Genomic DNA, 26,482 nt, shown 5'->3' with positions numbered 1-26,482 from the left:
CGTGCGGGGGGGGTCAGGCGTCCGGCGCGGACCGGCGGTCGGTGAGGGGCTTCATGCGGGCCAGTCCGAGCAGGCCCTCGATGCCGCCGTTCTGGGCGACGGCCTCGGCGTCGAGCAGCTCCGTCAGCTCGGCCGCCTGCGCGGCGTCCGCCACGCCGAGGGCCGAGGCCGCGTCGGCCTCCATGCCGGCGCGTACGTCGATGAGCCGCACGACCACGTCGTCCCGCTCGAAGACCGTGCTGCGCACCACCGGGCTGGCCGGGTCGTCCGCGGCCCGCTCGTCCTGGTGGGCCAGCATCTGGGCCAGCTTCATGCCCATGCCGGGCCGGGCCGGGTAGTACAGCGCGTGCCGCTCGGCCTCCTCGTCCTCCTGGCCCGCCGTCACGTGGTGCACGGCCGGCAGGGCCGCCCGGGTGAAGAACACCCGTGCGGACTCCTGGTCGTTGAGGTCCCGGTCCTGCTCCAGGTAGGGGTTGATGGCCTCCTCGACCGCCCGGACCTCGGGCTGCCGTGCCACGTGGCGCAGCGCCACGAGCAGGTCGCCGCGCACCTCGATGGCGCGCACGACCCGGTTGCCGTGCATGAACAGGGAGGTGCGGCACAGCCGGGTGCTGTCGTCCACCCGCGGCTGGGGCGAGGCGTAGTTCGACAGCAGCTCGGCGACCTTCTCCTCGCTGCCCGGCTTCACCGTGAAGGTCAGCGCGTGCCGGATCACCCCGTCGCCGATGCGCGGGTTGAACTGGAGCCGGCGCCCGGCCGACGGCGCGGGAGTCCCGACGCCGGTCTCCCGCACGATGTGGAAGCGCAGCGACCGGGTGTCCCGGATGCAACTGTGCATCGGCTGCACCATCTGCACGTGCTCCTCGCTGTTCACCCAGGCGAGGAACGGCGGGGCGCTTTCCCACTCGCTGGTGATCAGCCACTGGGAGGGGTTCTCGATGGACTGGCAGAGCTGGTCGCTGACGTGACCGGGCACGGCCGCGACCTGCTTGCCCATCTGCTCGTAGGCCTCAAGGAACTGCTGCTGAGCGCCGTCGCAGACGTCCACCAGCAGGATGACCCGGAGCCGGGAGCCGTCGAAGACGGACTGGGAGACACGTTTCGAGGTCGGCTGCTGGGCGGGGGCTGAAACACGCTCAGAGATGGCGGTCATCTGCGTACGTCTCCTTGGCGGTGCTTGTGGCGGTCTGCTGGGGACGGCGGGTGCTGCGGTGCTGCGGTGCTGCGGAGAACAGCGGGAATGCGGCGGAACGGGGGAGAGAGGGGACGGGAGGACGGAGGGAAGGGGAGCGCCGGGCCGCGGGTGACGCGACGTCAGCGTGATCTCGATCCTGTGCCGGGTGCGATCAGCGCGCGACTCGGATGCACCACGTGGGTGATCACAGGGGTGATAGACCCCGCCAACGCAACGGGAGGCCGCCCGCGCCGGGCATGGAACCCTGCGACGCGCCCGCACCCCCCGCACCGCGCGGGCCCCTTCCCGCACCCCCGCCCAGGAGGCATCGATGCACCAAGAAGCCGACCACCGGGTACCCGTCCTCATCGTCGGCGGCTCCCTGGTGGGCCTGTCCGCCTCGCTGTTCCTGGGCCGCCACGGCGTGCCGCACCTGCTCGTCGAACGGCACTCCGGCACGTCCCGCCACCCGCGCGGACGCGGCAACAACGTGCGGACGATGGAGCTGTACCGGACGGCCGGCATCGAGCAGGACATCAAGAGCGCGGCGTCCCTGCTCGCCGACAACCACGGCATCCTCCAGACCCCGACCCTGGTCGGGGACGCCGGCGAATGGCTGTTCAAGCACATCGACCCGGGCGGCGGCATGGCCCGGTTCAGCTCCACCGGCTGGTGCCTGTGCAGCCAGAACGACCTGGAGCCCGTCCTGCTGGAGGGCGCCCGCGCGCTCGGCGGCGACCTGCGCTACTCGCACGAGCTGGAGTCCTTCGAGCAGGACGGCGAGGGCGTCACCGCGGTCGTCCGCGACCGGACCTCCGACGCGCGCTACACCGTCCGCGCGGACTACCTGGTCGCGGCGGACGGCCCGCGCAGCCCGGTCCGCCGGGCCCTGGGCATCGGGCAGAGCGGCCCCGGCGACCTGTTCGCCAACGTCAGCGTCACCTTCCGCTCCAAGCTGCTCGCCGACGTCGTGGGCGACCGCCGGTTCATCTGCTGCTACCTCACCCACCCGGACGCCGACGGCGCCCTGCTGCCCGTCGACAACAAGGAGCACTGGGTCTTCCACGCCCCCTGGCACCCGGAGCGCGGCGAGAGCCTGGAGGAGTTCACCGAGGAGCGCCTGCAACGGCACATCCGGCTGGCCGTGGGCGACCCCGGCCTGGACGTGGAGATCACCGGCAAGGCGTCCTGGCGCGCGGCCGAACGCGTTGCCGACCGCTACGGCGCCGGGCGCGTCTTCCTGGCCGGCGACTCCGCGCACGAGATGTCGCCCACCGGCGCCTTCGGCTCCAACACCGGCATCCAGGACGCCCACAACCTCGCCTGGAAGCTCGCCGCGGTGCTCGGCGGCTGGGCGGGCCCGGAGCTGCTGGAGACCTACGACACCGAGCGCCGCCCGGTGGCCCTGGCCACCAGCGCCCGCGCCTCCGCCCGCTCCGTCGAGCACAGCCACCCCGGCTTCGCGCCGACCCCCGGCATCGGCGGCGGCAAGCGCGGCGGCATCCTCAACGTCGTGCTCGGCTACCGCTACCCGCACGGCGCCGTCCTGGGCGCCGCCCCGGACCAGGAGATCGTCCCCGACGCGGTGCGCCTGACCGGCGAGCCGGGCAGCCGGGCGCCCCATCTGTGGATGCGGCGCGGCAGTGCGCGCGTGTCCGCCCTGGACCTGTACGAGCGCGCGATGGTGCTGCTCAGCGACGCCGGCTCGGCCGCCGGGTGGCACGAGGCGGCCGAGCGCGTCGCCCGCGAGGAGGGCGTGCAGCTCCAGTCCTTCCGGATCGGCGCGGAACTGATCCCGGAGCCCCAGACCGGCCCTCCGGCGGTTCCGGGCGGCGTGGGCGGCACTGGCGGCGCGGGGGGCCCTGACGGGGCGGGCAGCGCTGGTGGCGCGGGCAGTGCTGGTGGCGCGGGCAGTGCTGGTGGTCCGGGCGTCCCCGGCGGCGCCGGCGGTCCGGGCGGGCCCGGCGCCGAAGCGGCCGACTGGGCGCGGGCCCACGGCGTCACGGCCGACGGCGCGGTGCTGATCCGCCCCGACGGCTTCGTGGCCTGGCGCTCCCCGGGCGCCGTCCCCGACCCGGCGGCGACCCTGCGGCAGACGCTGGCCGCGGTGCTCCGACGCGCCTGACGGCCCGACCCGTCCCACCGGAACACGTACCGAACGGCGGCCCGCCCGCGCCCTTGAGGGGTGCGGGCGGGCCGCCGTTCGCGTACATCGCGTACATCGCGTACATCGCGTACGTCGCGGACACAGCGCCGGTCAGCCGGCGCCGGGGTCCCGGGGGCAGGGGAAGGTGTCCGGCGGCGTCCCCCAGACCGCCGGGTCCTGCCGGTTGGGCAGGATTCCGCAGCTCATCAGGGTGGCCGTGGTGCCCTCCGGCTGGCGGATCTCGCGGACGAACACCGCCTTGTCGGGCGGGTAGTTGTGCTGGCCGTCCAGCCGGAGGACGCCGGAGGCGCCCGGGTACTGGGAGACGCCGTGCGCCGTCAGCCACAGATAGATGTCGTTGGGCTTGACGTCGGGCGAGGCGGGGAGCAGGTCCTCCACGACCTGGCTGACGATCCCCACGGCGTCGAAGCCGGCCGCGGCGTCCGCGTCCGCGCCGCGGCTGCCGAAGACGGTCGCGAAGTCCCGGGCGAACTGGGCGTAGGGGTCACGGGGATCGCTGGTCGGGGCGTTGGTCGTCTCGTAGAAGAGCGTCATGTACGGGTAGGTCTGCGCGGTCTCCCTGGCTTTGAGCTGGAAGTCGATGGGGGCGCTCTCGGCGATCAGCGGGATGGTGCTGCCCTCGGGCGGCTGGCAGTGGCCTCCGGCGCTCTGCATGGCGTTGAGCAGGCTGGGAAGCACTCCGGAGCGCCCCAGGTAGACGATGACGCCGTGGTTGGCCGCGACCTTGTCGCACACGTCGGTCGCGATGCTGTCCGGTGTGGTCGCGCCGGGCTTCTCGCTGTACTTGACCAGGCCGACGCCGCCGTACCTGCGGTACGCGCCGACGAACAGGTTCTTCAGGTCGGTGCTGAAGTAGGCGTCGGTCGGGTCGTACACCACGACGGCGTGCGGGGTGGGGCTGGTGAGGGCGTGCACCTCGGGGGAACGGCGGAGGAAGTCGGCCATCACCGGCGCGATCCGTCCGTTGGGGGCGGAGATCTGGAAGTAGCGCTGCGGTGAGTCGGGGCCGACCATGTCGCTGCCGCTCACGCCGTTGGCGATCACCGGGATGCCGGCCGCGTCCAGTTCCCGTGCGGCGCCGAGGGACTCGGGCCGGCTCTGGGTGAGGCCGATGACGGCGGCGACGCGCTCCTGGCTCTGCCGGTCGACGATCATGCGGGCCACGTCGGGGGCCTTCGGATCGCCGGCGTCACGGGCGCCGTACTTGAAGTACTGCCCGGCGTTGGCGATCAGGAGCCGGACCGGCATCTTGTTCTGCCGGACGCCGGCGTTGAGCCGGTGCTGCTGGAGGATCGCCCCGCGCAGGATCTGGAGGCCGGTCGGCGGGTCGTCGTAGACCCCGTTCTGGAGGCTGAGCGGGGCGAGGAAGACCAGGGTGCGGTAGCGGCGGTCGGTGATGTGGGCGTTCTCCGCGGCGACCTGCCGTTCCAGGGAGCGCAGTTCCTCGCCGCGCTCTCCCGGGACCGCGAGGTCGCAGCTCGACCCGTCGGTGACGCCCACCCGCTCGCCGGTCTCGACCGTCACGCAGGACGGCGGTCTGGGCGGCGGATCCGGCCAGAGCAGGTGCGGCGCGACGAGGGCGCCCGCGGCCGCCACGGCCACGGCGGGCAGCACGGCGGGGCGCAGCCAGTCCAGGGGGCGGTCCCTGCGGGGGACGACGCCCGGAGAGGTCTCGATCTTCGTCCGCGCCGTGCCCTCCGCATCGTCGTCGGCGGGCAGGGTCACCAGGCGCACCGGCTCCTCGCTGCCCTCGTTGAGGCAGGCGAAGACCTTGTCCGCGACGCCGTTCGGCCGGTTGGGCACGGCGCCGAGCGGCACGGCGTAGTCCGGAGGCGAGCCCGCGCACGCGGCCAGGACCAGCAGGGGCTGCGAGGAGTGCTCGCCCGCCAGTTCCTCGAACGTGCTGAGGAAGGCGCGGCCGGGACCGTCCGGGTCGTCGATCTCGGGGATCAGCACCACGAACGACCAGCGCCGCCGCGCCCACAGGTGGCTCAGCCAGGTCCGCCGCCGGGTGGCCTGGTACAGGTCGGTGAGCAGCGCGCGCAGCAGGACGCGGCGCACCCGGGGATCCTCCCGGTCCAGGACGCCGTCCTGGCAGAAGGCGAGGGCGGCGTCCAGGAAGCAGGCGGCGCCGAGGTCGTCGGCGACCCAGCGCAGGCCGCGGTGGCGCAGGCGGTGACCGTAGAGGGCCTTGGGCAGGCCCACGATGAGCGCGGCCACCACCCCTTGCAGCCATCCGGTGAGGAAGTGCCGTCCGAGGAAGTCCGCGGCCCGCACACCGGAGCGCAGCGCACCGCGCCGCTCCAGCAGGGCCTCGTGCAGGGCGTCGAGGAGGGGCTGTTGCTGGGCCCGCGCGTCGCCCGTGCCGCGTCCTTCTTCCAGCACCTTGCGGCAGGTGTGGAACGCGGGCAGCCGCAACCGCCCCGACGGCATGGTCAGTTGGAAGCGCAGGGCCACGTGGTCCACGGCTTCGACGAAGCCGCCGGACAGCTCGGCGTCGTCCACCACGGCGTGCGGGACCTGGAAGTGGGCGCCGCCGTGGCCGTCCTGGCGGCCGCCGCCTCCGCGGGCCCGGGTCAGCCGGTGCTCGTACTCGCGGACGAGGAAGGCCGGCGACCTCGGGTCGCCGCCGTCCTGTCGCGCCAGGAGGAGCGCGGGCACGTCGGGCGCCTTCGACCGGGCGGCGGCGAAGGCGTCGAGCTGGCGTATCAGGCGGTCCGACCACTTGGGGTAGGGCGGCGGTGTCCCCGCACCGCTGGACGAGTCAGGCACGCGTTTCCTCCTCGCGGATGACCAGGCGGCCAACATGGCATGGGAGACCCGCCGGACAGCGCTCTAATTACGCCACTGAGACCTAATGAGTGATTCCGATCGTTTGCGGAGCGACTGGGGGCGAATCGGGGGTGGGGATTCCGGTGAATCCGGGCGCGGGCGGGGGGTGTTCGCGTGCGAGTGGGCCGCGCAACGGCTCAACTCACGGTGCGGGCAGCACAACGGCTCAGCTCATGGCGCGGGCCGCGCGACAGCTCAACTCACGCCGCAGGCCGCGCGACAGCTCCGCTCACGGCACGGGCCGCGCGGCGTGCGTGGTCAGTTCTCGGCCAGTTCGGCCACCAGCCGGGCGGCGACCGGGACCGGGACGTCGTGGCGGGCGGCCGCCCTGAGCAACGCGCCGCCGATGGCGTCGAGTTCCAGCGGGCGGCCCGCCTCCGCGTCGCGCTGCATGGAGGACTTGGCGGCGGCGGGGAACGCGTCGTACCGCTCCCTCGTCTGCGCCGCGTCCACCGGCGCCCCGCACGCCGCGGCCACCGCGGTGGTCTCCTCGACGAGCGCGGCCAGTTCCTCGCGGCGCTCGGTGCGGACGCCGCCGATGGCGAGCCCGTAGCGGGCAGTGAGCAGTGAGCAGAGCGGACGGCGCGAGGAAAGCCAACTTGGCCCACAGCGCGGTGGATTCGTCCTCCAGCACGCGGGTGCGGACCCCGGCCTCCTCCAGCGCCTCGGCCAGCGGCGCCAGCGTGTCCTCGGGGTCGGCCACGTCGATCTCCGTGAACGGGCTGCCGTGTTCGACGACGCCGGGCGCCGCCCGGGTCGACTCGACCCGGATCACCCCCGCTACGACCCGCTGCGCGCCGTAGCGTTCGCGCGGCACGGCCGGGTGCTCGACGCCGTTGAGCAACGGCAGCACCACGGCGGCGCCGAGCGCCTCGTACACCCGGGAACGTACGGGAACGCGCAGGGACACACGGGAACGCACGGGAACGCACGGGAACGCACGAGGGCGCGCGCACGGCCTGACCGAGGCGGCCCTGGCGTACACGGAGTGCCGCACCGTTCAGACCGTCGAGGCCGGCGACCACTGGCTCCTCCTCGCCCAGGTGGAAGGCGGCGAGACCGCGTCCCGCGGCGCCCTCCTGTACTGCCGAGGCGCCTACGGCGCCTGACCCCAGCTCGCACCCGCCGGACGCGACGCCGCTCGCGCGGGCACCGTGGGAGCGCGCTGACCGGCCGGATCGGCGGGAGAGCGCGATGACGGGCCGGATCGGCGCGGGGGCGCGATGACGGGCCGGATCGGCGCGAGAGTGCGGTGACCGGCCGGATCGGCGCGGGAGCGCGGTGACCGGCCGGATCGGCGCGGGAGCGCGGTGACCGGCCGGATCGGCGCCGCCGCCCCCCGTACGGAGGGGAGGAGTGAAGCGTCCGCGCTCCCGACGTGCCGGGCGGCCTGCCCGCTATTAGGCTGTTGGAGTGAAGGCCGCGGCGCACGCGCGTGCCGCTGGGCGCCGGAGGGCGCAAGGCCACTAGGCCCGCTCAAGGAAGCGGAGGCCGGTGGCGCCGAGTTCTCATCCGCCCCCGGCGGCCGCGCATGCACACGACGCCGCGGCAAGCCGAGACCGCAGCCGTACCGCGTACGGCGGCGGCCATCCACCTCGCGTCATCCCTATGAGTCGCGAGAGACGATGGAGAGGTAATTTTCCATGCGATCACAACGCACGAGGCGCATCGTCGCGCTGTCCGCAGCCGGCCTCCTGCTGGCCGGCGGCGCCGCGATCGGCACGGCCGGCGCCGCGTCGGCGGCTCCGAGCATCACTTCCGGCTACAGCAGCTACCTCGACAACGGCGGCGGTGGCGGTGGCGGCCACGGCGGTGGTGGCGGTGGCGGACACGGCGGTGGCGGTGGCGGACACGGCGGCGGCTACGGCGGCCACGGTGGCGGCTACGGCGGTCGCGGCGGCGGCTACGGCGGCTATGGCGGATACGGCCATGGCGGCTACGGCGGCTACGGCGGCTACGGCGGCTACGGCTATGGCCACGGCGGCCATGGTGGGTACGGCGGCTATGGCGGTTACGGTGGCTATGGCGGCTACGGCGGTCACGGTGGCGGCGGCTACGGCGGCGGTCACGGAGGCGGCGGCTACGGCGGCGGCGGACACGGCGGCGGCGGTGGCGGCGGACACGGCGGCGGAGGCGGCGGCGGTGGCGGCGGACGCTGACCACTCCTGACGCCACGTCACAGAGACGATGTGCGACTCCGGTTGCGGAGCCGCACATCGCGACGTCCGGAACACGGCCCGCGCGGCGAACCGCTCAGTGACACGTCGACGCGTAGGACCGCTCAGTGACTCGGGGCGCCAGCCTCGTGCCGGGCGCCCCGACGCCAGGCATGCACTCGTCGCAGGCATCCGACGCCGAGCAGTCCCGCCACGACGATCACCGCACGCGCGGACTCGGTCAGCCCTGCCGCGCCCTCGCCTACGACGTCGTCCTGCGCCGCACACCGTGACGTGCGGCGAACGGCCCGTGACGTGCGGCGGACGGCGGAGAAGGTCCGCACGACCTGCGGTCCAAGACGACGCCGCGGCGGCCGTCACGTCTCGACGAACGACCGGGACCGGGCGTCAGGCAGACGGCCTCCGCCTGGCGCCGCCGCCGCTTCCGTTCAGCGGAATCAGAGTCTCCAGCCGAGCGCCCTTGACCCAGGCGCCCAGCAGATCGCGATGCAGGGCGACGATGTCCTGACGCACCGCCAGGCCCAGCGCCGCAGGCGTGAACGTGCGGCACGTGGTGACGAACAAGGCGACGTCGGGGCCGTGCTCGAGGCGGGCGGTGCCGACGAACTTCTGCATGTCCTGCGAGGACACGCTCCGGTGCGGCGCGTACTTCTTGCACTGGACGACCAGCTTGCGGCCGTCGGCAAGGTACCCGACGACGTCCGCGCCCAGGTCGCCGCTCCTGCCGCTGACCACGACCTTCGTGCAACCGTCCCGTCGGCACAGATCAGCGACGTACCTCTCGAAGTCCTGCCACGACAGCGCGTCGACCTCGGTCATCGACAACTCACGCGCCCTGGCCTCCTCCTGCGCCCGCCACACGCGGTCCCGACCGACCGCAAGACGATGCGCGCGCAGCAGCGCCCAGCCGGCCCCGCCCACCACGGCCGCGGCGAGCACGGCCACGAGCACGGGCCACACCGCCCCCCAGTGTCCGGCCGCCCACACCAGGGCGATCACCGCCGCCACGGCGCCCCAGCCCTGCACCTGCCTACGCGTCCGCTTCTTCAAGCGCCGACGCCGTGCCGCCATCACGTCCCCGCTCCCCCACCGACCGGCCGCCACTACCAGCGGGCGGCAGGACGCCGTCCCGGCTCTCTTGTGTAGCGGTGCCTCAGAGGTACTGGAGGCAGATTGCCGACGTATGGCACAAAGCCATCGGACCTGGCCGAATACCACGCGGCGCGAGCGACCGGCCCCGCGCCGCCCGCCCCAGCCGGGCAAGCGACCCGGATCCCGCCATCGGGCTGCCCGGCCGGGGCGAAGTCACCGCCGGGGGCGTGGCGTGTCCCTATTCCTCGGTCCACCGGAACGCGTCGATGCCGTGCGGCTGGCCGACGTCGTCGTCGGCTTCCTCGTCCTCGATCCACCGTCGTCCGATGAGGCGTGCGCCCAAGGTGAGGGCGCCGAGGAGCAGCCCGCACAGGCACACCAACTCGATCACGAGCCCCAGCAGGCCGGCCAGCCCATAGGCGACAAGGCCCACCACGATGTCAAGGAGGTTCATGCAACCGCATGCCAGCATGAGCCTCAGCGTGCCACGCGATGCGCAGCCCGTCGTGTCTCCGTCCGTATCGCTGCCGCACGGTGACGGTTCCGTGACGATCTCAGCTCGCCGCTCGCTCACCTGCCCGCGAGCGACGACGGCGGCTGCCTCTCAGGTCCGCTCAAGTCCACTCAGGCCATGTAGTCATACGAGTAGGAGTTGCCGGGCTGCCCGGGGGAGGCGGAAGGCTCGCGGGAGGCGAAGGGCGCTTGCCACTTGCCGGTGCTGCGGTAGTAGTACGCCCTGTGGTGGGCCTTGTCGTACGCGAACAGGTCGGGGCGGCCGTCACGGTCGACGTCGCCGATGCCGACGAGGTCGCTGTAGGCGTTCCAGCCGGCGCCGATCCGGGTGCGTGAGGCGAAGGCGCCGTCGCCGCGGCCGAGGTAGAGCCAGAGCACGCCGTCGCGGTCGCGGGCGACGAGATCGCCCGCGGCGGAGGCGCCGACGTCGCCCACGGCGGTGATGTCGTCGTAGACGCCCCAGCCGCCGCCGACCCTCACCCGGCCGGCGAACGGCGCCCGCCAGTCGCCGGTGCCCTTGTAGAGCCACAGCACTCCGGAGGCGTCGGCGGCGAGGAGGTCGGCCCTGCCGTCACCGGTGTAGTCGGCGCCGCCGGTGATCTTGTCGTAGATCTGCCAGCCGCCGCCGATCCTCACCCGGGCGGCGAAGGCGCCGTCGCCGCGGCCCAGGTAGAGCCACAGGACGCCGCTGCCGTCTCGGGCCACCAGGTCCGCGTGGGCGGCGCCGCCGACGTCGCCGACGGTCTCGATCTGGTCGTAGGCGTTCCAGCCGCCGCCGAGGAGCTTCCTCTCGTGCTCCGACAACCGCCCCGACATGTCGGCGTCGAAGTAGGTGTCACTGCTCCACATATGTCCGGCGGTGTCCCGCGCCAGCACGTTCGGAGAGCCGTTGTCGTCGAAGTCGTGCGGCTTGGGGGTGCGGGTGACCTTGAACGCGCCGGAGGCCGTGAGGTCCGGGCCGATGGCGTTGAGCGGCTTGGCGACGAGCGTCCACGTGTAGTCGCCGTTGTACGCGCTGCCCGTCGGCGCCGAGCCCAGGCCGCCCTCCCAGTCGAAGCGGACGGACGTCCCCGGGTTCGTGAAGGACACGGTCCGGGTTGTGCCCGTGCGGACGTGCCGCAGAGTGACCGTCATCCCGACGTTGCCCCGGGACAGGTTCCACACCAGCGGCGCCGTGCCGCCGTTCTGGTCGAGGTCGACCACGGCGGGGACGTGGGAACCGGTCAGGGTGACCTGGGTGGGCTCACCGGTGCTCGCGACCGACGTCGCGGCCGGTGCGCCGTCCTGGCCAGGCGCGATCCGGTAGACGCCCTCGCCTTGGGCGACCGTGCCGCCGCGCGCGAACAGCGTGCCGTCGGGCGCGGCGGCCGCGGAGGTCAGGTGGTCCAGGAGCTTTCGGGTGGCGCCGGTCTCCAGGTCGTACGCGGTCAGCGCGTTCGAGGAGTACGCGGAGAGGGAGTCCAGGCCGCCGCAGTCGCCGTACGTCAGCCACTCGCCCTGCAGGCCGATCTCCACGGCCTCGGACCCCACCTCGCCCACCTGGATGCTCTGGGATCTGCCCGTGACACGGTCGGTGACGTCCACCGCGGCCTTGGAGGAGCCGTTGTCGTAGGGGTACTCGACCCAGGCCACATGCGTCGCCGAGACCGCGATGTCCCCGGTGAGCGCGGCGCTAGGCAACCTATAGGTCTCGGTCACGGCGCCGGTGGAGAGGTCGAGGAGCCCGAGGAAGCGGATGGTCGGCTCGCTGCCCCGGCCGGTGTACCAGGTCACCAGGGCGTGAGTGGCGGTGCCGGCCGCGACATGCACCGAGACGGCGTCCCGGGGGACGCCGGTGACCGTGCGCGGCGACGCACCCTCGGCGTGCATCCGGAGCGTGACGCCGCCCTCGGAGTCGTCCAGTTCGGTGAAGAGGAAGGCGCCGGCGGCGCCCGCGTAGTAGATGCCGCTGTTCCACGGGCCGATGTCATAGCTGTTGACCACCGAGCCAGTCGCCATGTCCGTGATCCTGGCCGTGGAGCCGGACACCAGGGGGAGGTTCGTGGCGACGAGGTCGCCTGAGCCGGTGCTCCTGACGGAAGTGCTCGACGTCCATTGCGTCGGAGAGCCGCCCTGGGCGGGCAGCCAGCTTTCGGTGTCGTCGCTGTGGTTCCGGGTGAGGAAGCCCGAGGCGGTGACCCCCGTGATGACGTCTCCCTTCGGGAAGGCGATCACGGACTGGTCCCCGGGTCCCGCGGGCGCGGTGGCGGCAGCGGTGGTGGCGGTGGTGGGCGCGGCCGTCGCGGGAGCGGCCAGCGGGACGCCGCCGGCCGTGAGGGCGAGGAGAACGGTGAGAGCCGCGCCGAGGCGCTGCCCGGTGAGGCGTGGCGGAAGCAAGAAGGTTTTCCTCCCGGTCAGGCGAGAAGGCTGTGGATACGGGGCTCGTCGAAGACCAGGGAGATCCGGGCCCGGCGGCCGAAGGGCCTGCGCCAGCCGCCCGTCCTCCTGCACAGGAAGCCTTCTGGCTGTCGTCCAGCCCGGCCGCGCACAGGCCGACGGTGCATCGGCATGACCCCTCCCCTGAAGACCACGGCGGGCCGACAGGTGCGCGTGGTCAGTCGCGCGTAGGCGGCCGGATGGGACCCCCCTCAACCGGAACGTCGCCTCACACGATGATCGCTGGACAGTACCAGCGCCCTCCGACAGGAGCACACGCGGGAGCGGGCGGTGAACGAGACGGTCACGGGCGCATGGCGCCGTGGTGGTCGCGGGCTGGCAAGGCGGCCCTGGATCGCCGAACTCACCGCCAAGCTACTGGACGGCCGGCCCAAGGGCACGCGGCTGATCGTCCGCACAGAATGCCCACACCCCGGGGCCCAGTTAAGGAACACAGACCCGGCCCGCTCCCGCCGCCGTCGCCGCATCCGCTGAACAGAGAAGCCCGGGTCAGATGCCATCTGACCCGGGCTTGAACTGAGCCCCCTGGGGGTGTCCACCGGCATGTGCAAAGCGAGCGTTGTACCTGATCAGAGGAGGTGCCGCACTTCTCTGTACGTTGGCGGACGGAAGCGGAAGGCGGGCCCCTGAGACCGTGACTTAGACCGCCTGAACCTTGCGGATCAACGCCGACCACTCTTGCCCGGTGCCCATCTGTGTAGCCGAAGCAGGCCAGACCCCACTTGGCCAGTAAGAGGCTCGCCCCAACGTGGCAGCCTAGAGCCGTGGAGCCGACCGCCCCAGCCACAGAAGGGTGCCCGCAGCCGCCGGGCGCACGGCCAGCCGGGGCGGAGACAGGAGACAGTTCGCGCCGCAGAGGCGGCCCGCGCCCGCGCCGGCGCGGGCCTTGATTAAGGCAGGGAAGCCCCGACCGTGATCGCTAGAACTGCTCCCCCCGCGGCCCTAAGCTCCTCTGAGACTCGAGACAGGGGGGAAGAGGTCCGTGGACGTCCTGGGACAACTCGTCACCATCGCCGCCGTGCTGCTCGGCGGATTGACGACGCACTTCACCAACCACCGCATGGAGCGGCAGCGGACGCGGTACCTCATGCTGACCCGCTGGGATGAGCGGAAGCTCGATGCCTACGCCGAGTACATCGACCGCGTCCGAAGCTGCATCTACGCGTCAGTGCTGCTGTACGAGACTAGGCAGGGCTTGCGGAGCATCGAGCGGACTGAGCACGAGCTGAACATGGCGCTGAGGGACGCAGAGGAGTTGCGTGGCCGCGCGTTCGAGCGGGTGATGTTGCTCGCCGAGGATGCAGTCGTTGAGGTCGCACACCGGCTCAGTGCCGCTGCCCACGCGATCGACTGGCGTGCGCGGGGGGATACGAGCGGGACTCTTGAGGAGTGGCGCGCGCTGCACAGAGCCGTGTTTCAGGAGATCAACAAGTTTCATGAAGCCGCCCGAGCCGACCTAGGAGTGAGCGGCACCTTCCGAGGGGCCGAGCACGGTGCGCGTGATCTGGTGCTCCCGCACACCCGCCCAGAACCGGACGCCTGATCACTCGGCGCTGAAACGCCAATCCGAGCGAGCAAGGACCCTCGCGCGCTCTGCGATGACGGCCATACGCGCCACACGCTCGACTTCGTGCACGTGCGCAGCCTGGCTGGTGACCTGTCCCGGCCACTTCCGATACAGAAGGCCCGGTTCCGCGCTGAACCATCCTCGGGAGACCGCGTTGAGCGCCAGCAGAAGGCCGGTGTCCTCCGATGCCGGGAGTGCCATCCACCCGCCAAGGGCCATGAGCAGATCCTTCCGCACGCACAGCGTGGCGGGATGGACCTGAGCACGGTGGTCGTGCGCCTCCCAGTGATCGAGCACGGCCCCGCGCTCGACGGGGCCGGCCGGCGGGTCTTGGTCGAAACCCTTGGTTGATCCGTCCGGCAGAAGGTCCAGCACACGCGACGTCGCCCACCCGATGTCCGGGCGCGACAGGGCCTCGATGTCACGAGCCAAGGCTCCCGGGGTCAGCATGTCGTCGGCATCGAGCACCTTGACGTACTCGCCCTGAGCGCGGGCAAGGGCCATGGTCCGGGCCATGGCTACCCGGCCGGCGCGGCCTTGCCCGAAGCTCACGCGCTCGTCTTCAGGCACGTACGGCAATACGGCGTCCGTCTCGCCGTCTTCCTGCACGGCCCATTGCCATTCCCACCCGGTGGGGAGGTCTTGCTCGGTGAGCGACTTGTAGGCCGCCGGCAGGTGCTCCGCTGCGGGGGCGTGAACCGCGGTGACGACCGTGATGATGCGGGCCACTGTTCACCACCTTGCCAGCGGAGTGGTGAACTCCAGCTCGGTTCGGTCTCCTGGCAGCGTCACGTCGGCTACCTCCACAACCCGCCCGTCGGCGTCAACGCATGTCTTACGAAGGACCATGACGGCTACCCCTGCGGTCAGGCCCAGTTCCTCGGTCTCCTCGAATGTCGGGGGCCGGGCCGTGATCCGCTCGACTACGCGGTCCACCTCGATCCCGATGGTGTGCAACTGATTCTGAGTGCCCCCGGGCCACGGCTCGTTGGCCGGATCGACCAGCGCCGGATTGGCTGCGGCCATCTCGTAGAGCAGTCGGGACCGTGCGACGTTGAACGGCGCTTCTTCCTCCCTGTAGCGGGTGCGATACACCCGTTCCAGTAGGCGCGTGCCGACAGGCACGCCGAAAGCTTCGGCCAGATCCTCGTCAGCTTCCAACTCACTGAACTCTGCACTGAAGACGAGATCAGACATGGTCAGGCCGGTGTCCTGCTCCGTCGCACCGGTCTGCCCGCGCTCGCCCAGCGACTGCCGAACCCGGTCTTTCTCCCACTGATGGCGGCCGTTGGTTCGGGTCACCAATCTGCGTGGCTTGCGGACTGCGTTGCCCCGCCCGTGCTGCTTCTCGATGAGTCCTTCGGCCTGCAACACACCGAGCGCCTGGCGCACGGTGGGCAGACTCTTGCGGTACTGGTCCACGAGCTTAGTCTCGGCGGGCAGACGCTCGCCCGGTTTGAGTTCACCCGCGCGGATGCGTTGCCGGAGATCGTCGGCGATGCCCTCGTATGCCTTGGCCATGCGGTGGTCACGTCCCTGTCTGGTGGGGCCGTCTCAGCATAAGTCTTCATGAGGTGTTGATGATTTACGCCCCGTCCGCCACAGTCGTGGGTAACTCACCAAGAAGAGCCGAGGAGTGGTCTGCCCGCCCGAAATGGTCGAGACAAGTCGACATGACACGACCATGGAGATCCTGCGGCACACCTAGATCAGCCAGACCCGCAGGTATGTCAAGGGCCGATCTCACCTGTCCAAGGACGCCATGCGGCGCATGGGCGAGTTTTCATCCCCACTGCCCCGGACGCCGCTCCGGGCACTACTGAGGCCGAAACTGAGGCCCCCGACACCCGTGCGGCCCGCTCCCGCCGCCGTCGCCGCATCCGCTGAATGACAAAGCCCAGGTCAGATGCCATCTGGCCTGGGCTTCGGGTGAGCCCCCTGTCGGATTCGAACCGACGACCTACGCATTACAAGTGCGTTGCTCTGGCCATCTGAGCTAAGGAGGCGGGCGGCGGCGGGTGTGGCCGTGCCCGTGCAGTGTACCCATCCGGGCGCCGCGGCCCCTCGGGAAACTGTCGCGAAGCTCACCTGCCCCGAGGTGCTGACAGCGGAGGTGGGCGCCAGGTAGCGTCCTGGACCAGTTCGACCAGTTCACGCCTGTGGACTGCACCGCCACGACGGATCACTTCCGCCGTGGCGACCACCTTCCTACAACGGATCGTCCGGCACGTTCCTGCCGGTAGAAGGGGGCCCTTCACCATGGCCACTGTTCAGTTCGACAAGGCGACCCGGACCTACCCGGGCACCGACAAGCCCGCCGTCGACGCTCTGGAGATCGACATCGCGGACGGCGAGTTCCTCGTCCTGGTCGGTCCGTCCGGCTGCGGAAAGTCCACCTCGCTGCGCATGCTCGCGGGCCTGGAGGACGTCAACGCCGGCGCCATCCGCATCGGCGACCGCGACGTCACCCACCTGCCGCCCAAGGACCGGGACATCGCCATGGTGTTCCAGAACTACGCGCTCTACCCGCACATGACGGTCGCCGACAACATGGGCTTCGCGCTCAAGATCGCCGGCGTCAACAAGGCGGAGATCCGGCAGAAGGTCGAGGAGGCCGCGAAGATCCTCGACCTCACCCCGTACCTGGACCGCAAGCCGAAGGCGCTCTCCGGCGGTCAGCGCCAGCGCGTCGCGATGGGCCGCGCGATCGTGCGCGAGCCGCAGGTCTTCCTCATGGACGAGCCGCTGTCCAACCTGGACGCCAAGCTCCGCGTCTCCACCCGCACGCAGATCGCCTCCCTCCAGCGCCGCCTGGGCATCACCACCGTCTATGTCACCCACGACCAGGTCGAGGCCATGACCATGGGCGACCGGGTGGCCGTGCTCAAGGACGGTCTGCTCCAGCAGGTGGACTCGCCGCGCAACATGTACGACCGGCCCGCCAACCTCTTCGTCGCCGGCTTCATCGGCTCCCCCGCCATGAACCTCGTCGAGGTGCCGATCACCGACGGCGGCGTGAAGTTCGGCAACAGCGTGGTGCCGGTCAACCGGGACGCGCTCAAGGCCGCCGCCGACAACGGCGACCGCACGGTCACCGTGGGCGTGCGCCCCGAGCACTTCGAGGTGGTGGAGCTGGGCGGCGGCAGCGCGGCCGCCTCCATGTCCAAGGACGCCGACGACGCCCCGGCCGGCCTCGCCGTCTCGGTGAACGTCGTCGAGGAACTCGGCGCCGACGGCTACGTCTACGGCACCGCCGAGGTCGGCGGCGAGCAGAAGGACCTGGTCGTGCGCGTCAACGGCCGTTCCGTCCCGGACAAGGGCGCCACGCTGCACGTCGTGCCGCGGCCGGGCGAGACCCACGTCTTCTCGACCTCCACGGGCGAGCGACTGTCCGACTGACGCCGAGCGGTCGGCATGAGCCGAGCGGTCGGCCTGACGCCGAGCGGTCGGCCTGACGCCGAGCGGTCGGCTCGGGCGGCTGGCGACCGTCTGCCGCCGTAGCAGCCCGAGCAGCCCGCGCCCCGGCACGGGTCGCGAAAAGCGTCCGGCGTTGCCGTGCTCCGGAGCAGACGACGAGAGGGGCCCCGCGCACCGCCGCGGGGCCCCTCTCGCGTACCTCTCCCGGACCCGAAATACCCCGGCGTACGGGACGTTTCGAGCAGTGCGCGTCAACACGCCACCAGGAAAACCCGGGCCCCCGTCCCCCGCAAGGGTGACTAAATGTCGCCAAATCATCACCGAGCGATACGCTCCCTGCCGTGAAGCACTCCATCACCCCATCCTCGCGACGCGGTCCGGGCCCCGCCCGGCGGATCGGCCGCTCCCTCGCCCTCGTCCTGCCGGTCGTCCTGGTGCTCTCCGGGACCCTCGCGGTCACCCGAGTCAACTGGTCGGGCAACTCCTCGAACTCGGTGCTCACCGCGTCCGACGCGTCCGCGGCCGAGGTCGCCGGCCACTCCCGCGCCCGCGCGCCCCAGGACGTGCTGCGCGACCAGCTCCTCACCGAGCTACAGGAGAGGAACCCGGGCGTCGCGCTCACCCACCTCCAGGAGGCGGTCAACGAGCGCCCGTCGCTGGCCGGTCACTGCGCGTCGATCGCCCGCACCCTCGGCCGCGCCGCCGTCCGCATCTACGGCCCCTCCCGCGCCCAGTCCTACTCCCGCCCCGTCTGCGACACCTCCTTCGCCTCAGGCGTCCTCGCGGCGCACAACTGAGGCCGGCCGCTCCCGGCCCCGGCCGCCTCCCCACCGGGGCCGGCAGTCCGGCCCCGGTGCCGCGCGTGGCCCCTGCCCGCCGGGGGCTTGCCCGCCCGGGGCCGCCCGCCTCCCCAGCCGCCGGGACGTACCGGCGCGGTGCGCGGTGCACGGCGCCTCCTCCGGACCGCAGCCGGGAGCGCCCACCGCGCGCCAGCGCCCGGCCCCAGCCCCAGCCCCAGCCCCAGCCCCAGCGATCTGACACGCGCCAGCACCCGCCCTGATCGCCCGCACCCCGCCCGCCCGCCGCCTCCAGCGAGCCCCCTTGCCGCCCCGCACCCCCAGCGAGGCCCCCAGCAACCCCTGGGCCGCCCGGGAAAGCCGGGGAGAGGCGCCACGTACAGTTCGGGCATGACCCATCCGAATGCGGCGTCCCGGCCCACTCAAGCCGTCGTCCTGGCCGGCGGCCAGGGGTCCAGGCTGCGTCCCTACACCGACGACCGGCCCAAGCCGATGGTCGAGATCCCCGGCACGGGCACCCCGATCATCGGGCACCAGCTCGCCTGGCTCGCCGAGGAGGGCGTCACCGACGTCGTGATCTCCTGCGGCCACCTCGCCGAGGTGCTCCAGGAATGGCTGAAGTCGGCGGCGCTGCCCGTCCGCGTGACCACCGCCGTGGAGACCGAGCCGCTCGGCCGCGGCGGCGGTCTGCGTTTCGCCGCCGCCCACCTGCCGCACCCCGACCGCCCCTGGTACGCCACCAACGGCGACATCTGGACCCGTTTCTCGCTGCGCGACATGGCGGACTTCCACGCCGAGCGCGACGCGGTCGCGACCCTCGCGCTGGCCCGTCCGCGCCTTCCGTGGGGCGCCGTGCAGACGGACGGCTTCGGCCGGGTCACGGACTTCATCGAGGCGCCGCCGTCGACGTTCGAGATCAACGCGGGCGTGTACGTCTTCTCCCCCGAGTTCTCCTCGCTGCTCCCCGAGCGCGGCGACCACGAGCGCACCACGTTCCCCCGGCTCGCCCGCGAACTCCGGCTGGCCGGCTTCCCGATCCCGCAGGGCGCCTACTGGCGTGCCATCGACACCGCGAAGGACCTGACGGAGGCCGCGAAGGAACTGGCCGCGCTCAAGCGCTGAACGAGCGAGCGCGGAATGGGCAAGCGCGGAACGAGCAAGCACTGAACGAGCGGCCAGCCGCCTCGAACTCGAAGCCGCGGTCACATGCCGGACAGGGCCCGGTCAGATACCCGAAAGAGCCCCGTCAGACGCTGAAGGGGACCCGGTCACACACCGGAACGGACCCCGTCAGCCGCCGAAAGGGACCTGTCGGACACCGGAAAAGGATCCGTGCAGATACCGAAAGGGGCCCGCGCCGTATCGCGCGGGCCCCTTCCCCATGATCGACGCCCCGAGAGGCCCCAGCCCCAGCCGTAGCCCTAGCCGTCGCCGAGCAACCCGCCCACCAGGCCCGGCCGCCCCGAGGAGGCGCCGCCGCCGTCGCCGCCCGACGAGCCGGAACCGCCGGACGATCCGGCGCCCCCGCTCGTCCCGCCGCCCGAGGTCGGACCCGCGCTGGTGCTCGGCGCCTGCTCGACCGGGGCGGAGTGCCGCCGCGGGACCTGGCCGGCCCCCTGCGTCTGGCTGGGCGAACCGCCGACCGGCGCGCCGCCGCTGCCGCGGCCCGTGCTGCCCGAGGTGGTCGCGGGGCGATCGGACGGCCCGGCCGAGGCGCCCCGGTGACTCGGAGTCGTCGAGGCGGGCGGCGACGTCTGCCGCTGGTGCTGCCGCTGCTCACCGGAGCGCTGCGGCAGCGGCGAGCCGGGCAGCTCGTTGCGCGGCGCCTGGCCGGATCCGGGGGCGACGACGCGGTCGGCGTCGCGCACCGCGCCGCCCAGCAGCGAGCCCACGAGCAGCGTGAGCCCGGTGACGACCACCGTGAGCAGCGCCCCGCGCCGCAGCACGTACCGGCGCAGGTCCCAGATGTCCGAGCGCGGGCCGAGCCGCCGCCAGGCGGAGGCGGCGAGCCGTCCGTCGACGGAGTACACCGGCGCACCGGCGATGATCAGCGGGGACCAGGCGGCGAGGTAGATGATGTCGGGCGCGTCGTAGACGGGCGCGGTCCGCCAGCTCACCGTGACGATGAGCGCGGCGGACAGCAGCGCACCGACCGCGGCGGCGACCCGCTGCCAGCAGCCCAGCACCGTCAGGACGCCGACGATGACCTGGAGGAAGGCGATGAACAGGCCGGAGCCGACCGGGTGCTGGAGCGCGAACTGCCGCAGCGGCTCGGCGACTTCCCACGGGTGCAGCGCGGTGAGCCACTTGACCATGGAGCCGCGCTTGCCGCCGTCGAAGTACAGCGGGTCGCACAGCTTGCCCATGCCGGCGTAGACGGAGACGAACCCGAGGAAGATCCGCAGCGGGAGCAGGACGACGCCCAGGTTCATCCGGCGGCCCGGGAAGTAGGCGTGGCGAGCCGGGTCGTCGCCCTGCCGCCTGCCGCGCCGCGTCTCGCCCTCGCCCGCCGCGTCCCGGCCGGTGCGGCGGCCCTCGAAGCCGTCCGGTCCGTACTCGTCGTACTCGCCGTACTCGTCGTACCCCGCGTACTCGCCGTGCTCGTCGTATTCGCCGTGCCCGGCGTACTCGCCGTGCTGGCCGTACGCGCCGGTCTCGCCCGGCTCGTGGAACTCGTCGGCGCCGTAAGGGGGTTGGGCGTAGCCGACGCCCCCGTGGGGCGGCGCGCCGTCCGCTCCCGGGTGGACGGACCGGGCGTGCCCGGGGGCGCCGTAGGAGGACTCCTCGTACGCGCTGTCCCCGCTGCGCATGTGCGGCAGCAGCCGCGCGCCGCCGGGCTCGGCGGTGCGCTGGGGGCCCACGACCGGGGTCTCGGCCGTCCGGTCGAGGTCGCCGTGGTCGGCGTAGGGGTCGCCGTAAGGGTCGGCGTCCGCGCCGTAGCCAGGCGCCGCCCCAAAGCGCGGGATGACCTGGGTGGCCCCAGGGTCGGCGGACGGCTCGTCCGAGTGCCGCACGCTGCCGCTGCGGACGGCCTGGAGCAGCCGGTGGGCGCCGGTGTCGTCGGGGACGGACTTGCCGGTCCAGACGACCGGGCGGCGACGCGGCGCGGCGCCGGGCCGACCCGCCGCGCCGGCGGCCGGCATGCGCGCGGAGGCGTCGATGCCGCTCACGGACCGGGCGACGCGCGGGGACCGGGTACGCCGCGAGGCGGCGCCCAACTGCACGCGGAAGCTCGCGTGGCTGACGATGACCTGCGCCGGATCGCTCGGCACCTTCACCATGCTCAGCGCGGGAACGTCGTCGTATCCCGACGAGCGGTCCCCCGTGGGTGTGCGGGGTGTTCTGGTGTCCACACTCATCTAACCGAGTGACGGCGCGTTAGGACACTGCCTTGACCCGTCGGATCTGTCCGGACCGCGTCAAGGTCGCACAGAACGCCCGGACAGGCCCGGAAGAGCGGGCGAGCGGACGGCGGCGCCGCGCGGTCGCGGGCGCCCGCCGCGCCCGTCAGCCGCGCCTGCGCGCCGCCTCGTAGAGCACGATCCCGGCCGCCACACCGGCGTTCAGCGACTCGGCGCCGCCCGGCATCGGGATCCGCACCCGCACGTCGCACGTCTCGCCGACCAGCCGGGACAGCCCCTTGCCCTCGCTGCCCACGACGATGACGACGGGCCCCGCCAGGGCGTCCACGTCGCCGAGTTCGGCCTCGCCGTCCGCGGCGAGCCCGACGACCGTGACGCCCGCCTTGCGGTACGCCTCCAGCGCGCGCGTCAGGTTCGTGGCGCGGGCCACCGGGGTTCGGGCCGCCGCGCCGGCGGACGTCTTCCACGCGCCGGCGGTCATGCCGGCCGCGCGGCGCTCGGGGACGACCACGCCGTGCCCGCCGAAGGCGGAGACGGAGCGGACGACGGCGCCGAGGTTGCGCGGGTCGGTCACCCCGTCCAGGGCCACGATCAGCGGGTCCTCGCCCGCGTCGGCGGCCGCGTCGGCCAGGTCCTCGGGGTGGGCGTACTCGTAGGGCGGCACCTGGAGGACGAGGCCCTGGTGGTTGAGCCCGTTCGTCATGCGGTCCAGTTCGGGGCGCGGGGCCTCCATGAGGTTGACGCCGCCGCGCTCGGAGGCGAGCTGGAGCGCCTCGCGCACCCGCTCGTCGTTCTCGATGAACTGCTGGACGTAGAGCGTGGAGGCGGGCACGCCCTCGCGCAGCGCCTCGACGACCGGGTTGCGGCCGACGACGAACTCGGAGGACGACTTGCCCGCGCCGCGGCGCTGCGGCGGCCGGCCCTGCGCGCGGCGGACCTGCGCCTGGGCGGCGCGCTGCTTGGCGTGGCCCTTGCGCATCTCGGCGGGCGGCGTCGGGCCCTTGCCCTCCAGGCCACGGCGCCGCTTGCCGCCGCTGCCGACCTGCGCGCCCTTCTTGCCGGACATGCGGCGGTTGTTCGCGGCCATGAGTTACCTGCCCTGCTCTCTTCGGTAGTGCCGGACGAGCGCCGGGAAGCGCGTCGTCCGTACGTTCTTTGCAGTCTGCCGCTCGGAGGGCCGGGCGGCACAGTCGATCACGGCCGCGGCTAGCGCGCGCCGAGGCTCCAGCGCGGCCCCTGCGGGCTGTCCTCGACGACCAGGCCCGACTGGCCGAGCTGGTCGCGCAGGGCGTCCGCCGCGGCCCAGTCCTTGCGGGCGCGGGCGGCCTCGCGCTGGTCGAGGACCATGCGGACCAGGGTGTCGACGACCGCGTGGAGGTCTTCTCCGCGCTCGCCTCCCCCGCCGGTCCACTGCTCGTCGAGGGGGTCGAGCCCGAGCACGCCGAGCATGGCCCGCACCTCGGCGAGCCGGGCCACGGCGGCCTCCTTGTCGTCGGCGGCCAGCGCGCTGTTGCCCTGCCGGACGGTGGTGTGCACCACGGCGAGCGCCTGCGGGACGCCCAGGTCGTCGTCCATCGCCTCGGCGAAGGCGGGCGGCGCCTCGGCCGCCGGCTCCACCGGGCCGGTCTTCTCGACCACCCGCTGGACGAAGCCCTCGATGCGCGCGAAGGCGGACTCCGCCTCGCGCAGCGCCTCCTCGCTGTACTCGATGGTCGAGCGGTAGTGCGGGGTGCCCAGGTAGTAGCGGAGCACGATGGGCCGCCACTTCTTGACCATCTCGGCGACCAGGACGCTGTTGCCGAGCGACTTGGACATCTTCTCGCCGCTCATGGTCACCCAGGCGTTGTGCACCCAGTACCGCGCGAAGTCGTCGCCGTACGCCTTGGCCTGGGCGATCTCGTTCTCGTGGTGCGGGAAGACCAGGTCCAGGCCGCCGCCGTGGACGTCGAAGGACTCGCCGAGGTACTTGTGCGCCATGGCCGAGCACTCCAGGTGCCAGCCGGGGCGGCCGCGTCCCCACGGCGTCCGCCAACTGGGCTCGCCGGGCTTGGCGGCCTTCCACATGGCGAAGTCGCGCGGGTCGCGCTTGCCGGAGATGCCCTCCTCGGCGGGCTGCCGCAGCTCGTCCAGGTCCTGCCGGGACAGCTCCAGGTAGGAGGGCCAGGACCGCACGTCGAAGTAGACGCTGCCGTCGGCCTCGTAGGCGTGCCCGCGCTCGATGAGCACGCGCATCATCTCGATCATCTCCGGGACGTGGCCGGTGGCGCGCGGCTCGTAGGTGGGCGGCAGGCAGCCGAGCGCGGTGTAGCCGTCGTCGAAGGCGCGCTCGTTCTCGTAGCCGATGGACCACCACGGGCGGTGCTGCTGGTCGCTCTTCGCGATGATCTTGTCATCGATGTCGGTGACGTTGCGGATGAACGTGACGTCGTAGCCGCGGTACGCGAACCAGCGGCGCATGATGTCGAAGTTCAGCCCCGACCGGATGTGCCCGATGTGCGGAGCCGCCTGCACGGTGGCGCCGCACAGGTAGATCGAGACGCAACCCGGCTTGAGCGGGGTGAAGTCACGGATCTGCCGGGCGCTGGTGTCGTACAGGCGAATAGTCACCACTCCAGAGTAGTGGGCCGGGGGCAGTGCCTTGTGCCCTTCGGGCAGGCGGTCGCGTCCCGCGGCCCGCCGCCCGCCGTCCGGCAGGGGACGGGCGGCGGGCGGCGAGAGCGAGCCGGTGACGGGAGGGCCGCTCCGGGCGACGCGCCGTCGCGCTACGGCGGTCCCTTGACCCGGGGCGGGCCCCTGACCCGGGGCGGGCCCCTACAGCCTTCCGACGACCTTGCGCGGCCTGATCCGCACGACCACCCGCTCGGCGTCCTGTGCGGCGGTCGGGTTGAACTCGGCGTACTTCTTGCCGGTGTACTTCTCGCTCAGCTCGTCGATGAGCGCCTGGCCGCCGTCGGTGGTCATCTCCGCGGCGCCGCGGATCTCGGCGTACTCGTAGGGCGACTCGGGGTCCAGGACGACGACGCTGACGTTCGGGTCGCGGTCGATGTTCTTCTTCTTGCGCCGGTCGACTGTGGTCGAGAACAGGAGATCGTCACCGTCCCGCTTCACCCACACCGGGGAGAGCTGCGGGCGGCCGTCGGGCTGGACCGTCCCGACGACGATGAAGACGGGGCCGTCGAGCAGCGACTTGAGCCGGTCGGACAGGGCGACGGGCATGGGAACCTCCGTGACCTCGGTCGTATCAGGGGTGTCGGTGTGCCGGTGGTGTCGGTGGTGTCGGCAGTGGCTTAACCGGTACCCTCGCACGCCGTTTCCTCACCCGCACAGCGAGTCACCTCGCCGCGCGAGCCGGTCCGCGGGGCGGGGGCGCCGAGAGGAGCGGGCGGCGGGGCGCTGACGCGCGAGGGCAGGTCGGCGCGCAGGCTCGTCCGCGCGCCGTCAGGACACCCGCACGACGAGCGCCGTCGCCACCGCCATCAGGCCCTCGTCGCGGCCGGGGAAGCCGAGACCGTCGGTCGTGGCGCCGGAGACGGACACCGGCGCCCCGGCGGCCGCGGAGAGGATCTTCTGCGCCTCCTCGCGGCGCTTGCCGATCTTCGGCCGGGGGCCGACGACCTGCACGGCGACGTTCCCGATCCGGAAGCCCGCCGCGCGCACGATCCGCGCGGCCTCCGTCAGCAGCACGATCCCGGAGGCGCCCGACCACTCAGAGCGGCCGGTGCCGAAGTGCTGGCCGAGGTCGCCCAGCCCGGCGGCCGAGAACAGCGCGTTGCAGGCGGCGTGCGCGACGACGTCGGCGTCGGAGTGCCCGGCCAGGCCGGACCCCTCGCCCTCCCACTTCAGGCCCGCGCACCACAGCTCGCGGCCGTCCTCGAAGGCGTGGACGTCGGCGCCGACGCCGACCTGGGGCAGCAGCACGGGGGCGGCGCCGAACGGCGGCGGGGGCATCTGTGACGTTTGGGACGTCTGAGGGGCCTGGGATGTCTGGCCTACGCCGGGCGTCCCGGCGCGGTCGGGCGTCTCGGCGGGGTCGGGCGTCCCGGCGCGGCCAGACGTCCCGGCGGGGTTAGGAGTCCCGGCGCGGCCAGGAGTCCCGGAAGCCTCAGAAGCCATCGTTGAGCCTCCTGCGGGCCAGGACCGCCTCCGCGAGGACCAGGTCCAGCGGGCGGGTGACCTTGAAGGCCTCCTCATGGCCGGGTACGGCCACCACGCGCTCGCCGAGCTGTTCGACCATGCTCGCGTCGTCGGTGACGCTGCCGGTGGCCGTCTTGTGGGCGCGGACCAGGGTCGCCCGGTCGAAGCCCTGCGGGGTCTGCACGGCCCGCAGCAGCGAACGGTCGGGAGTGGCGGTCACCGGCTCGGGCGCGCCCGGCGCGGCGGCCGGCTCGACCTGCTTGACCGTGTCCGCGAGGGGCAGCACGGGGACGACGGCGGGCGCCCCGTCCCGCACGGCCTCGATCACCGCGTCCACGGTGTCCACCGGGACCAGCGGCCGGGCGGCGTCGTGCACGAGGACGACGTCGTGGCCGGGCGGCAGCGCCTCCAGGCCGAGGCGGACGGACTCCTGCCGGGTCTCGCCGCCGGGGACCACCACGACGTCCGTGCGCTCGGGCAGCGCGTACGCGTCGAGCAGCGAGGCGACCTCGCCGGCGCCGTCCGGCGGGGCCACCACGACCACCAGGGAGACGGCACGGGAGGCGGCCATGGCGCGCACCGCGTGCACGAGCATGGGGGTGCCGCCCAGTGTGCGCAGCGCCTTGGGAGCGCCCGGACCGAGGCGTACGCCCCGGCCGGCGGCCGGGATCACGGCGGCGACGGGGCTCCCCGGCCGGCCGGCCGTGGACGGGGGGCGCGATTCGTCAGACATCGGTTCCTGTCAGGTTTGTTTGCGGTCCCGGCGTGGGTAGGGCACACCGTGCCGGGCGCGACGCCTCGATCGGACCCTTCC

The 26,482-nt window shown here is 72.8% G+C and carries 21 protein-coding genes, 1 tRNA gene and 1 pseudogene; 8 read left to right on the top strand and 15 right to left on the bottom strand.

What is annotated here, in order from left to right; all coding sequences use genetic code 11:
• Window positions 1–13 precede the first annotated feature (13 nt).
• Window positions 14–1,153: a SchA/CurD-like domain-containing protein gene (locus ABZ861_RS27380; RefSeq protein ID WP_361635256.1), complete on the bottom strand. Its 1,140-nt coding sequence runs from the start codon at window positions 1,151–1,153 to the stop codon at window positions 14–16.
• A gap of 352 nt (window positions 1,154–1,505) precedes the next feature.
• Here ABZ861_RS27380 and ABZ861_RS27375 point away from each other — a divergent pair, with 352 nt between their 5' ends.
• Window positions 1,506–3,299, top strand: coding sequence for an FAD-dependent monooxygenase (locus tag ABZ861_RS27375; RefSeq protein ID WP_361635254.1), 1,794 nt, complete (start codon window positions 1,506–1,508; stop codon window positions 3,297–3,299).
• Between the two features lie 132 nt (window positions 3,300–3,431).
• Here ABZ861_RS27375 and ABZ861_RS27370 read toward each other — a convergent pair whose 3' ends face one another.
• Both ABZ861_RS27370 and ABZ861_RS27365 read right to left on the bottom strand, forming a co-directional pair.
• The gene (locus ABZ861_RS27370; RefSeq protein ID WP_361635251.1) at window positions 3,432–6,113 is read right to left on the bottom strand and encodes an ABC transporter substrate-binding protein; all 2,682 of its coding nucleotides are present in this window, start codon (window positions 6,111–6,113) and stop codon (window positions 3,432–3,434) included.
• Window positions 6,114–6,431: 318 nt separating this feature from the next.
• A pseudogene (locus ABZ861_RS27365) lies at window positions 6,432–7,044 on the bottom strand (ketopantoate reductase C-terminal domain-containing protein); the annotation flags it as partial.
• On the opposite strand from ABZ861_RS27365, the gene ABZ861_RS27360 reads away from it, so the two are divergent.
• The 3 genes from ABZ861_RS27360 to ABZ861_RS27350 all read left to right on the top strand — a co-directional run bounded on the left by ABZ861_RS27360 (window position 7,010) and on the right by ABZ861_RS27350 (window position 8,622).
• Window positions 7,010–7,282 carry a flavin reductase family protein gene (locus tag ABZ861_RS27360; RefSeq protein WP_361635248.1) on the top strand — a complete coding sequence of 91 codons (273 nt, stop codon included), beginning with the start codon at window positions 7,010–7,012 and terminating at the stop codon, window positions 7,280–7,282. The pseudogene ABZ861_RS27365 and the gene ABZ861_RS27360 overlap by 35 nt on opposite strands.
• A gap of 534 nt (window positions 7,283–7,816) precedes the next feature.
• Window positions 7,817–8,332, top strand: coding sequence for a hypothetical protein (locus ABZ861_RS27355; protein WP_361635246.1), 516 nt, complete (start codon window positions 7,817–7,819; stop codon window positions 8,330–8,332).
• A 125-nt stretch (window positions 8,333–8,457) separates the two neighbouring features.
• Window positions 8,458–8,622 carry a hypothetical protein gene (locus tag ABZ861_RS27350; protein WP_361635243.1) on the top strand — a complete coding sequence of 55 codons (165 nt, stop codon included), beginning with the start codon at window positions 8,458–8,460 and terminating at the stop codon, window positions 8,620–8,622.
• A gap of 115 nt (window positions 8,623–8,737) precedes the next feature.
• Here the strand turns inward: ABZ861_RS27350 and ABZ861_RS27345 are convergent, their stop codons facing one another.
• From ABZ861_RS27345 to ABZ861_RS27335, 3 genes are all read right to left on the bottom strand, one after another.
• On the bottom strand, window positions 8,738–9,421 hold the full coding sequence (locus ABZ861_RS27345) for a restriction endonuclease (RefSeq protein WP_361635240.1): 684 nt from the start codon (window positions 9,419–9,421) through the stop codon (window positions 8,738–8,740).
• A gap of 259 nt (window positions 9,422–9,680) precedes the next feature.
• Entirely contained in the window at window positions 9,681–9,896 is a 216-nt protein-coding gene (locus ABZ861_RS27340; protein ID WP_361635237.1) for a hypothetical protein, read from the bottom strand.
• Between the two features lie 170 nt (window positions 9,897–10,066).
• Window positions 10,067–12,331, bottom strand: coding sequence for a VCBS repeat-containing protein (locus ABZ861_RS27335; RefSeq protein ID WP_361635234.1), 2,265 nt, complete (start codon window positions 12,329–12,331; stop codon window positions 10,067–10,069).
• A 1,042-nt stretch (window positions 12,332–13,373) separates the two neighbouring features.
• On the opposite strand from ABZ861_RS27335, the gene ABZ861_RS27330 reads away from it, so the two are divergent.
• Window positions 13,374–13,934, top strand: a complete 561-nt coding sequence (locus ABZ861_RS27330) for a hypothetical protein (RefSeq protein WP_361635231.1) — start codon at window positions 13,374–13,376, stop codon at window positions 13,932–13,934.
• Here the strand turns inward: ABZ861_RS27330 and ABZ861_RS27325 are convergent, their stop codons facing one another.
• From ABZ861_RS27325 to ABZ861_RS27315, 3 genes are all read right to left on the bottom strand, one after another.
• On the bottom strand, window positions 13,935–14,687 hold the full coding sequence (locus ABZ861_RS27325; RefSeq protein WP_361635228.1) for a glycosyltransferase family 2 protein: 753 nt from the start codon (window positions 14,685–14,687) through the stop codon (window positions 13,935–13,937).
• 3 nt (window positions 14,688–14,690) lie between these two features.
• On the bottom strand, window positions 14,691–15,479 hold the full coding sequence (locus ABZ861_RS27320) for a GntR family transcriptional regulator (RefSeq protein ID WP_361635225.1): 789 nt from the start codon (window positions 15,477–15,479) through the stop codon (window positions 14,691–14,693).
• Window positions 15,480–15,890: 411 nt separating this feature from the next.
• A tRNA-Thr gene (locus tag ABZ861_RS27315) sits at window positions 15,891–15,964 on the bottom strand.
• A 253-nt stretch (window positions 15,965–16,217) separates the two neighbouring features.
• Here ABZ861_RS27315 and ugpC point away from each other — a divergent pair.
• The 3 genes from ugpC (at window position 16,218) to ABZ861_RS27300 (ending at window position 19,294) form a co-directional block, all read left to right on the top strand.
• The gene (gene ugpC / locus ABZ861_RS27310) at window positions 16,218–17,357 is read left to right on the top strand and encodes a sn-glycerol-3-phosphate ABC transporter ATP-binding protein UgpC (RefSeq protein WP_361635222.1); all 1,140 of its coding nucleotides are present in this window, start codon (window positions 16,218–16,220) and stop codon (window positions 17,355–17,357) included.
• Between the two features lie 359 nt (window positions 17,358–17,716).
• On the top strand, window positions 17,717–18,172 hold the full coding sequence (locus tag ABZ861_RS27305; protein ID WP_361635219.1) for a hypothetical protein: 456 nt from the start codon (window positions 17,717–17,719) through the stop codon (window positions 18,170–18,172).
• A 390-nt stretch (window positions 18,173–18,562) separates the two neighbouring features.
• Window positions 18,563–19,294: a nucleotidyltransferase family protein gene (locus tag ABZ861_RS27300; protein WP_361635216.1), complete on the top strand. Its 732-nt coding sequence runs from the start codon at window positions 18,563–18,565 to the stop codon at window positions 19,292–19,294.
• A gap of 299 nt (window positions 19,295–19,593) precedes the next feature.
• Here the strand turns inward: ABZ861_RS27300 and ABZ861_RS27295 are convergent, their stop codons facing one another.
• From ABZ861_RS27295 to ispD, 6 genes are all read right to left on the bottom strand, one after another.
• On the bottom strand, window positions 19,594–21,453 hold the full coding sequence (locus tag ABZ861_RS27295; RefSeq protein WP_361635325.1) for a DoxX family membrane protein: 1,860 nt from the start codon (window positions 21,451–21,453) through the stop codon (window positions 19,594–19,596).
• Window positions 21,454–21,679: 226 nt separating this feature from the next.
• A complete protein-coding gene (gene rlmB / locus ABZ861_RS27290) occupies window positions 21,680–22,621 on the bottom strand; it encodes a 23S rRNA (guanosine(2251)-2'-O)-methyltransferase RlmB (RefSeq protein ID WP_361635214.1) in 942 nt (313 codons plus the stop codon).
• 119 nt (window positions 22,622–22,740) lie between these two features.
• Complete coding sequence (gene cysS / locus ABZ861_RS27285) at window positions 22,741–24,141, bottom strand: cysteine--tRNA ligase (protein ID WP_361635211.1); 1,401 nt, start codon at window positions 24,139–24,141, stop codon at window positions 22,741–22,743.
• A gap of 204 nt (window positions 24,142–24,345) precedes the next feature.
• Window positions 24,346–24,750 (bottom strand): PPOX class F420-dependent oxidoreductase, encoded by a 405-nt coding sequence (locus ABZ861_RS27280; RefSeq protein ID WP_361635209.1) that lies wholly within the window; start codon window positions 24,748–24,750, stop codon window positions 24,346–24,348.
• Between the two features lie 222 nt (window positions 24,751–24,972).
• Window positions 24,973–25,482, bottom strand: a complete 510-nt coding sequence (gene ispF, locus ABZ861_RS27275; RefSeq protein ID WP_361635206.1) for a 2-C-methyl-D-erythritol 2,4-cyclodiphosphate synthase — start codon at window positions 25,480–25,482, stop codon at window positions 24,973–24,975.
• Window positions 25,483–25,636: 154 nt separating this feature from the next.
• Window positions 25,637–26,401 carry a 2-C-methyl-D-erythritol 4-phosphate cytidylyltransferase gene (gene ispD / locus ABZ861_RS27270; RefSeq protein WP_361635203.1) on the bottom strand — a complete coding sequence of 255 codons (765 nt, stop codon included), beginning with the start codon at window positions 26,399–26,401 and terminating at the stop codon, window positions 25,637–25,639.
• Between the last annotated feature and the right edge of the window lie 81 nt (window positions 26,402–26,482).

The sequence above is a fragment of the Streptomyces sp. NPDC046985 genome, assembly GCF_040644415.1.
Lineage (GTDB): Bacteria > Actinomycetota > Actinomycetes > Streptomycetales > Streptomycetaceae > Streptomyces.
This window is presented reverse-complemented; position numbering and strand designations above follow the sequence as displayed.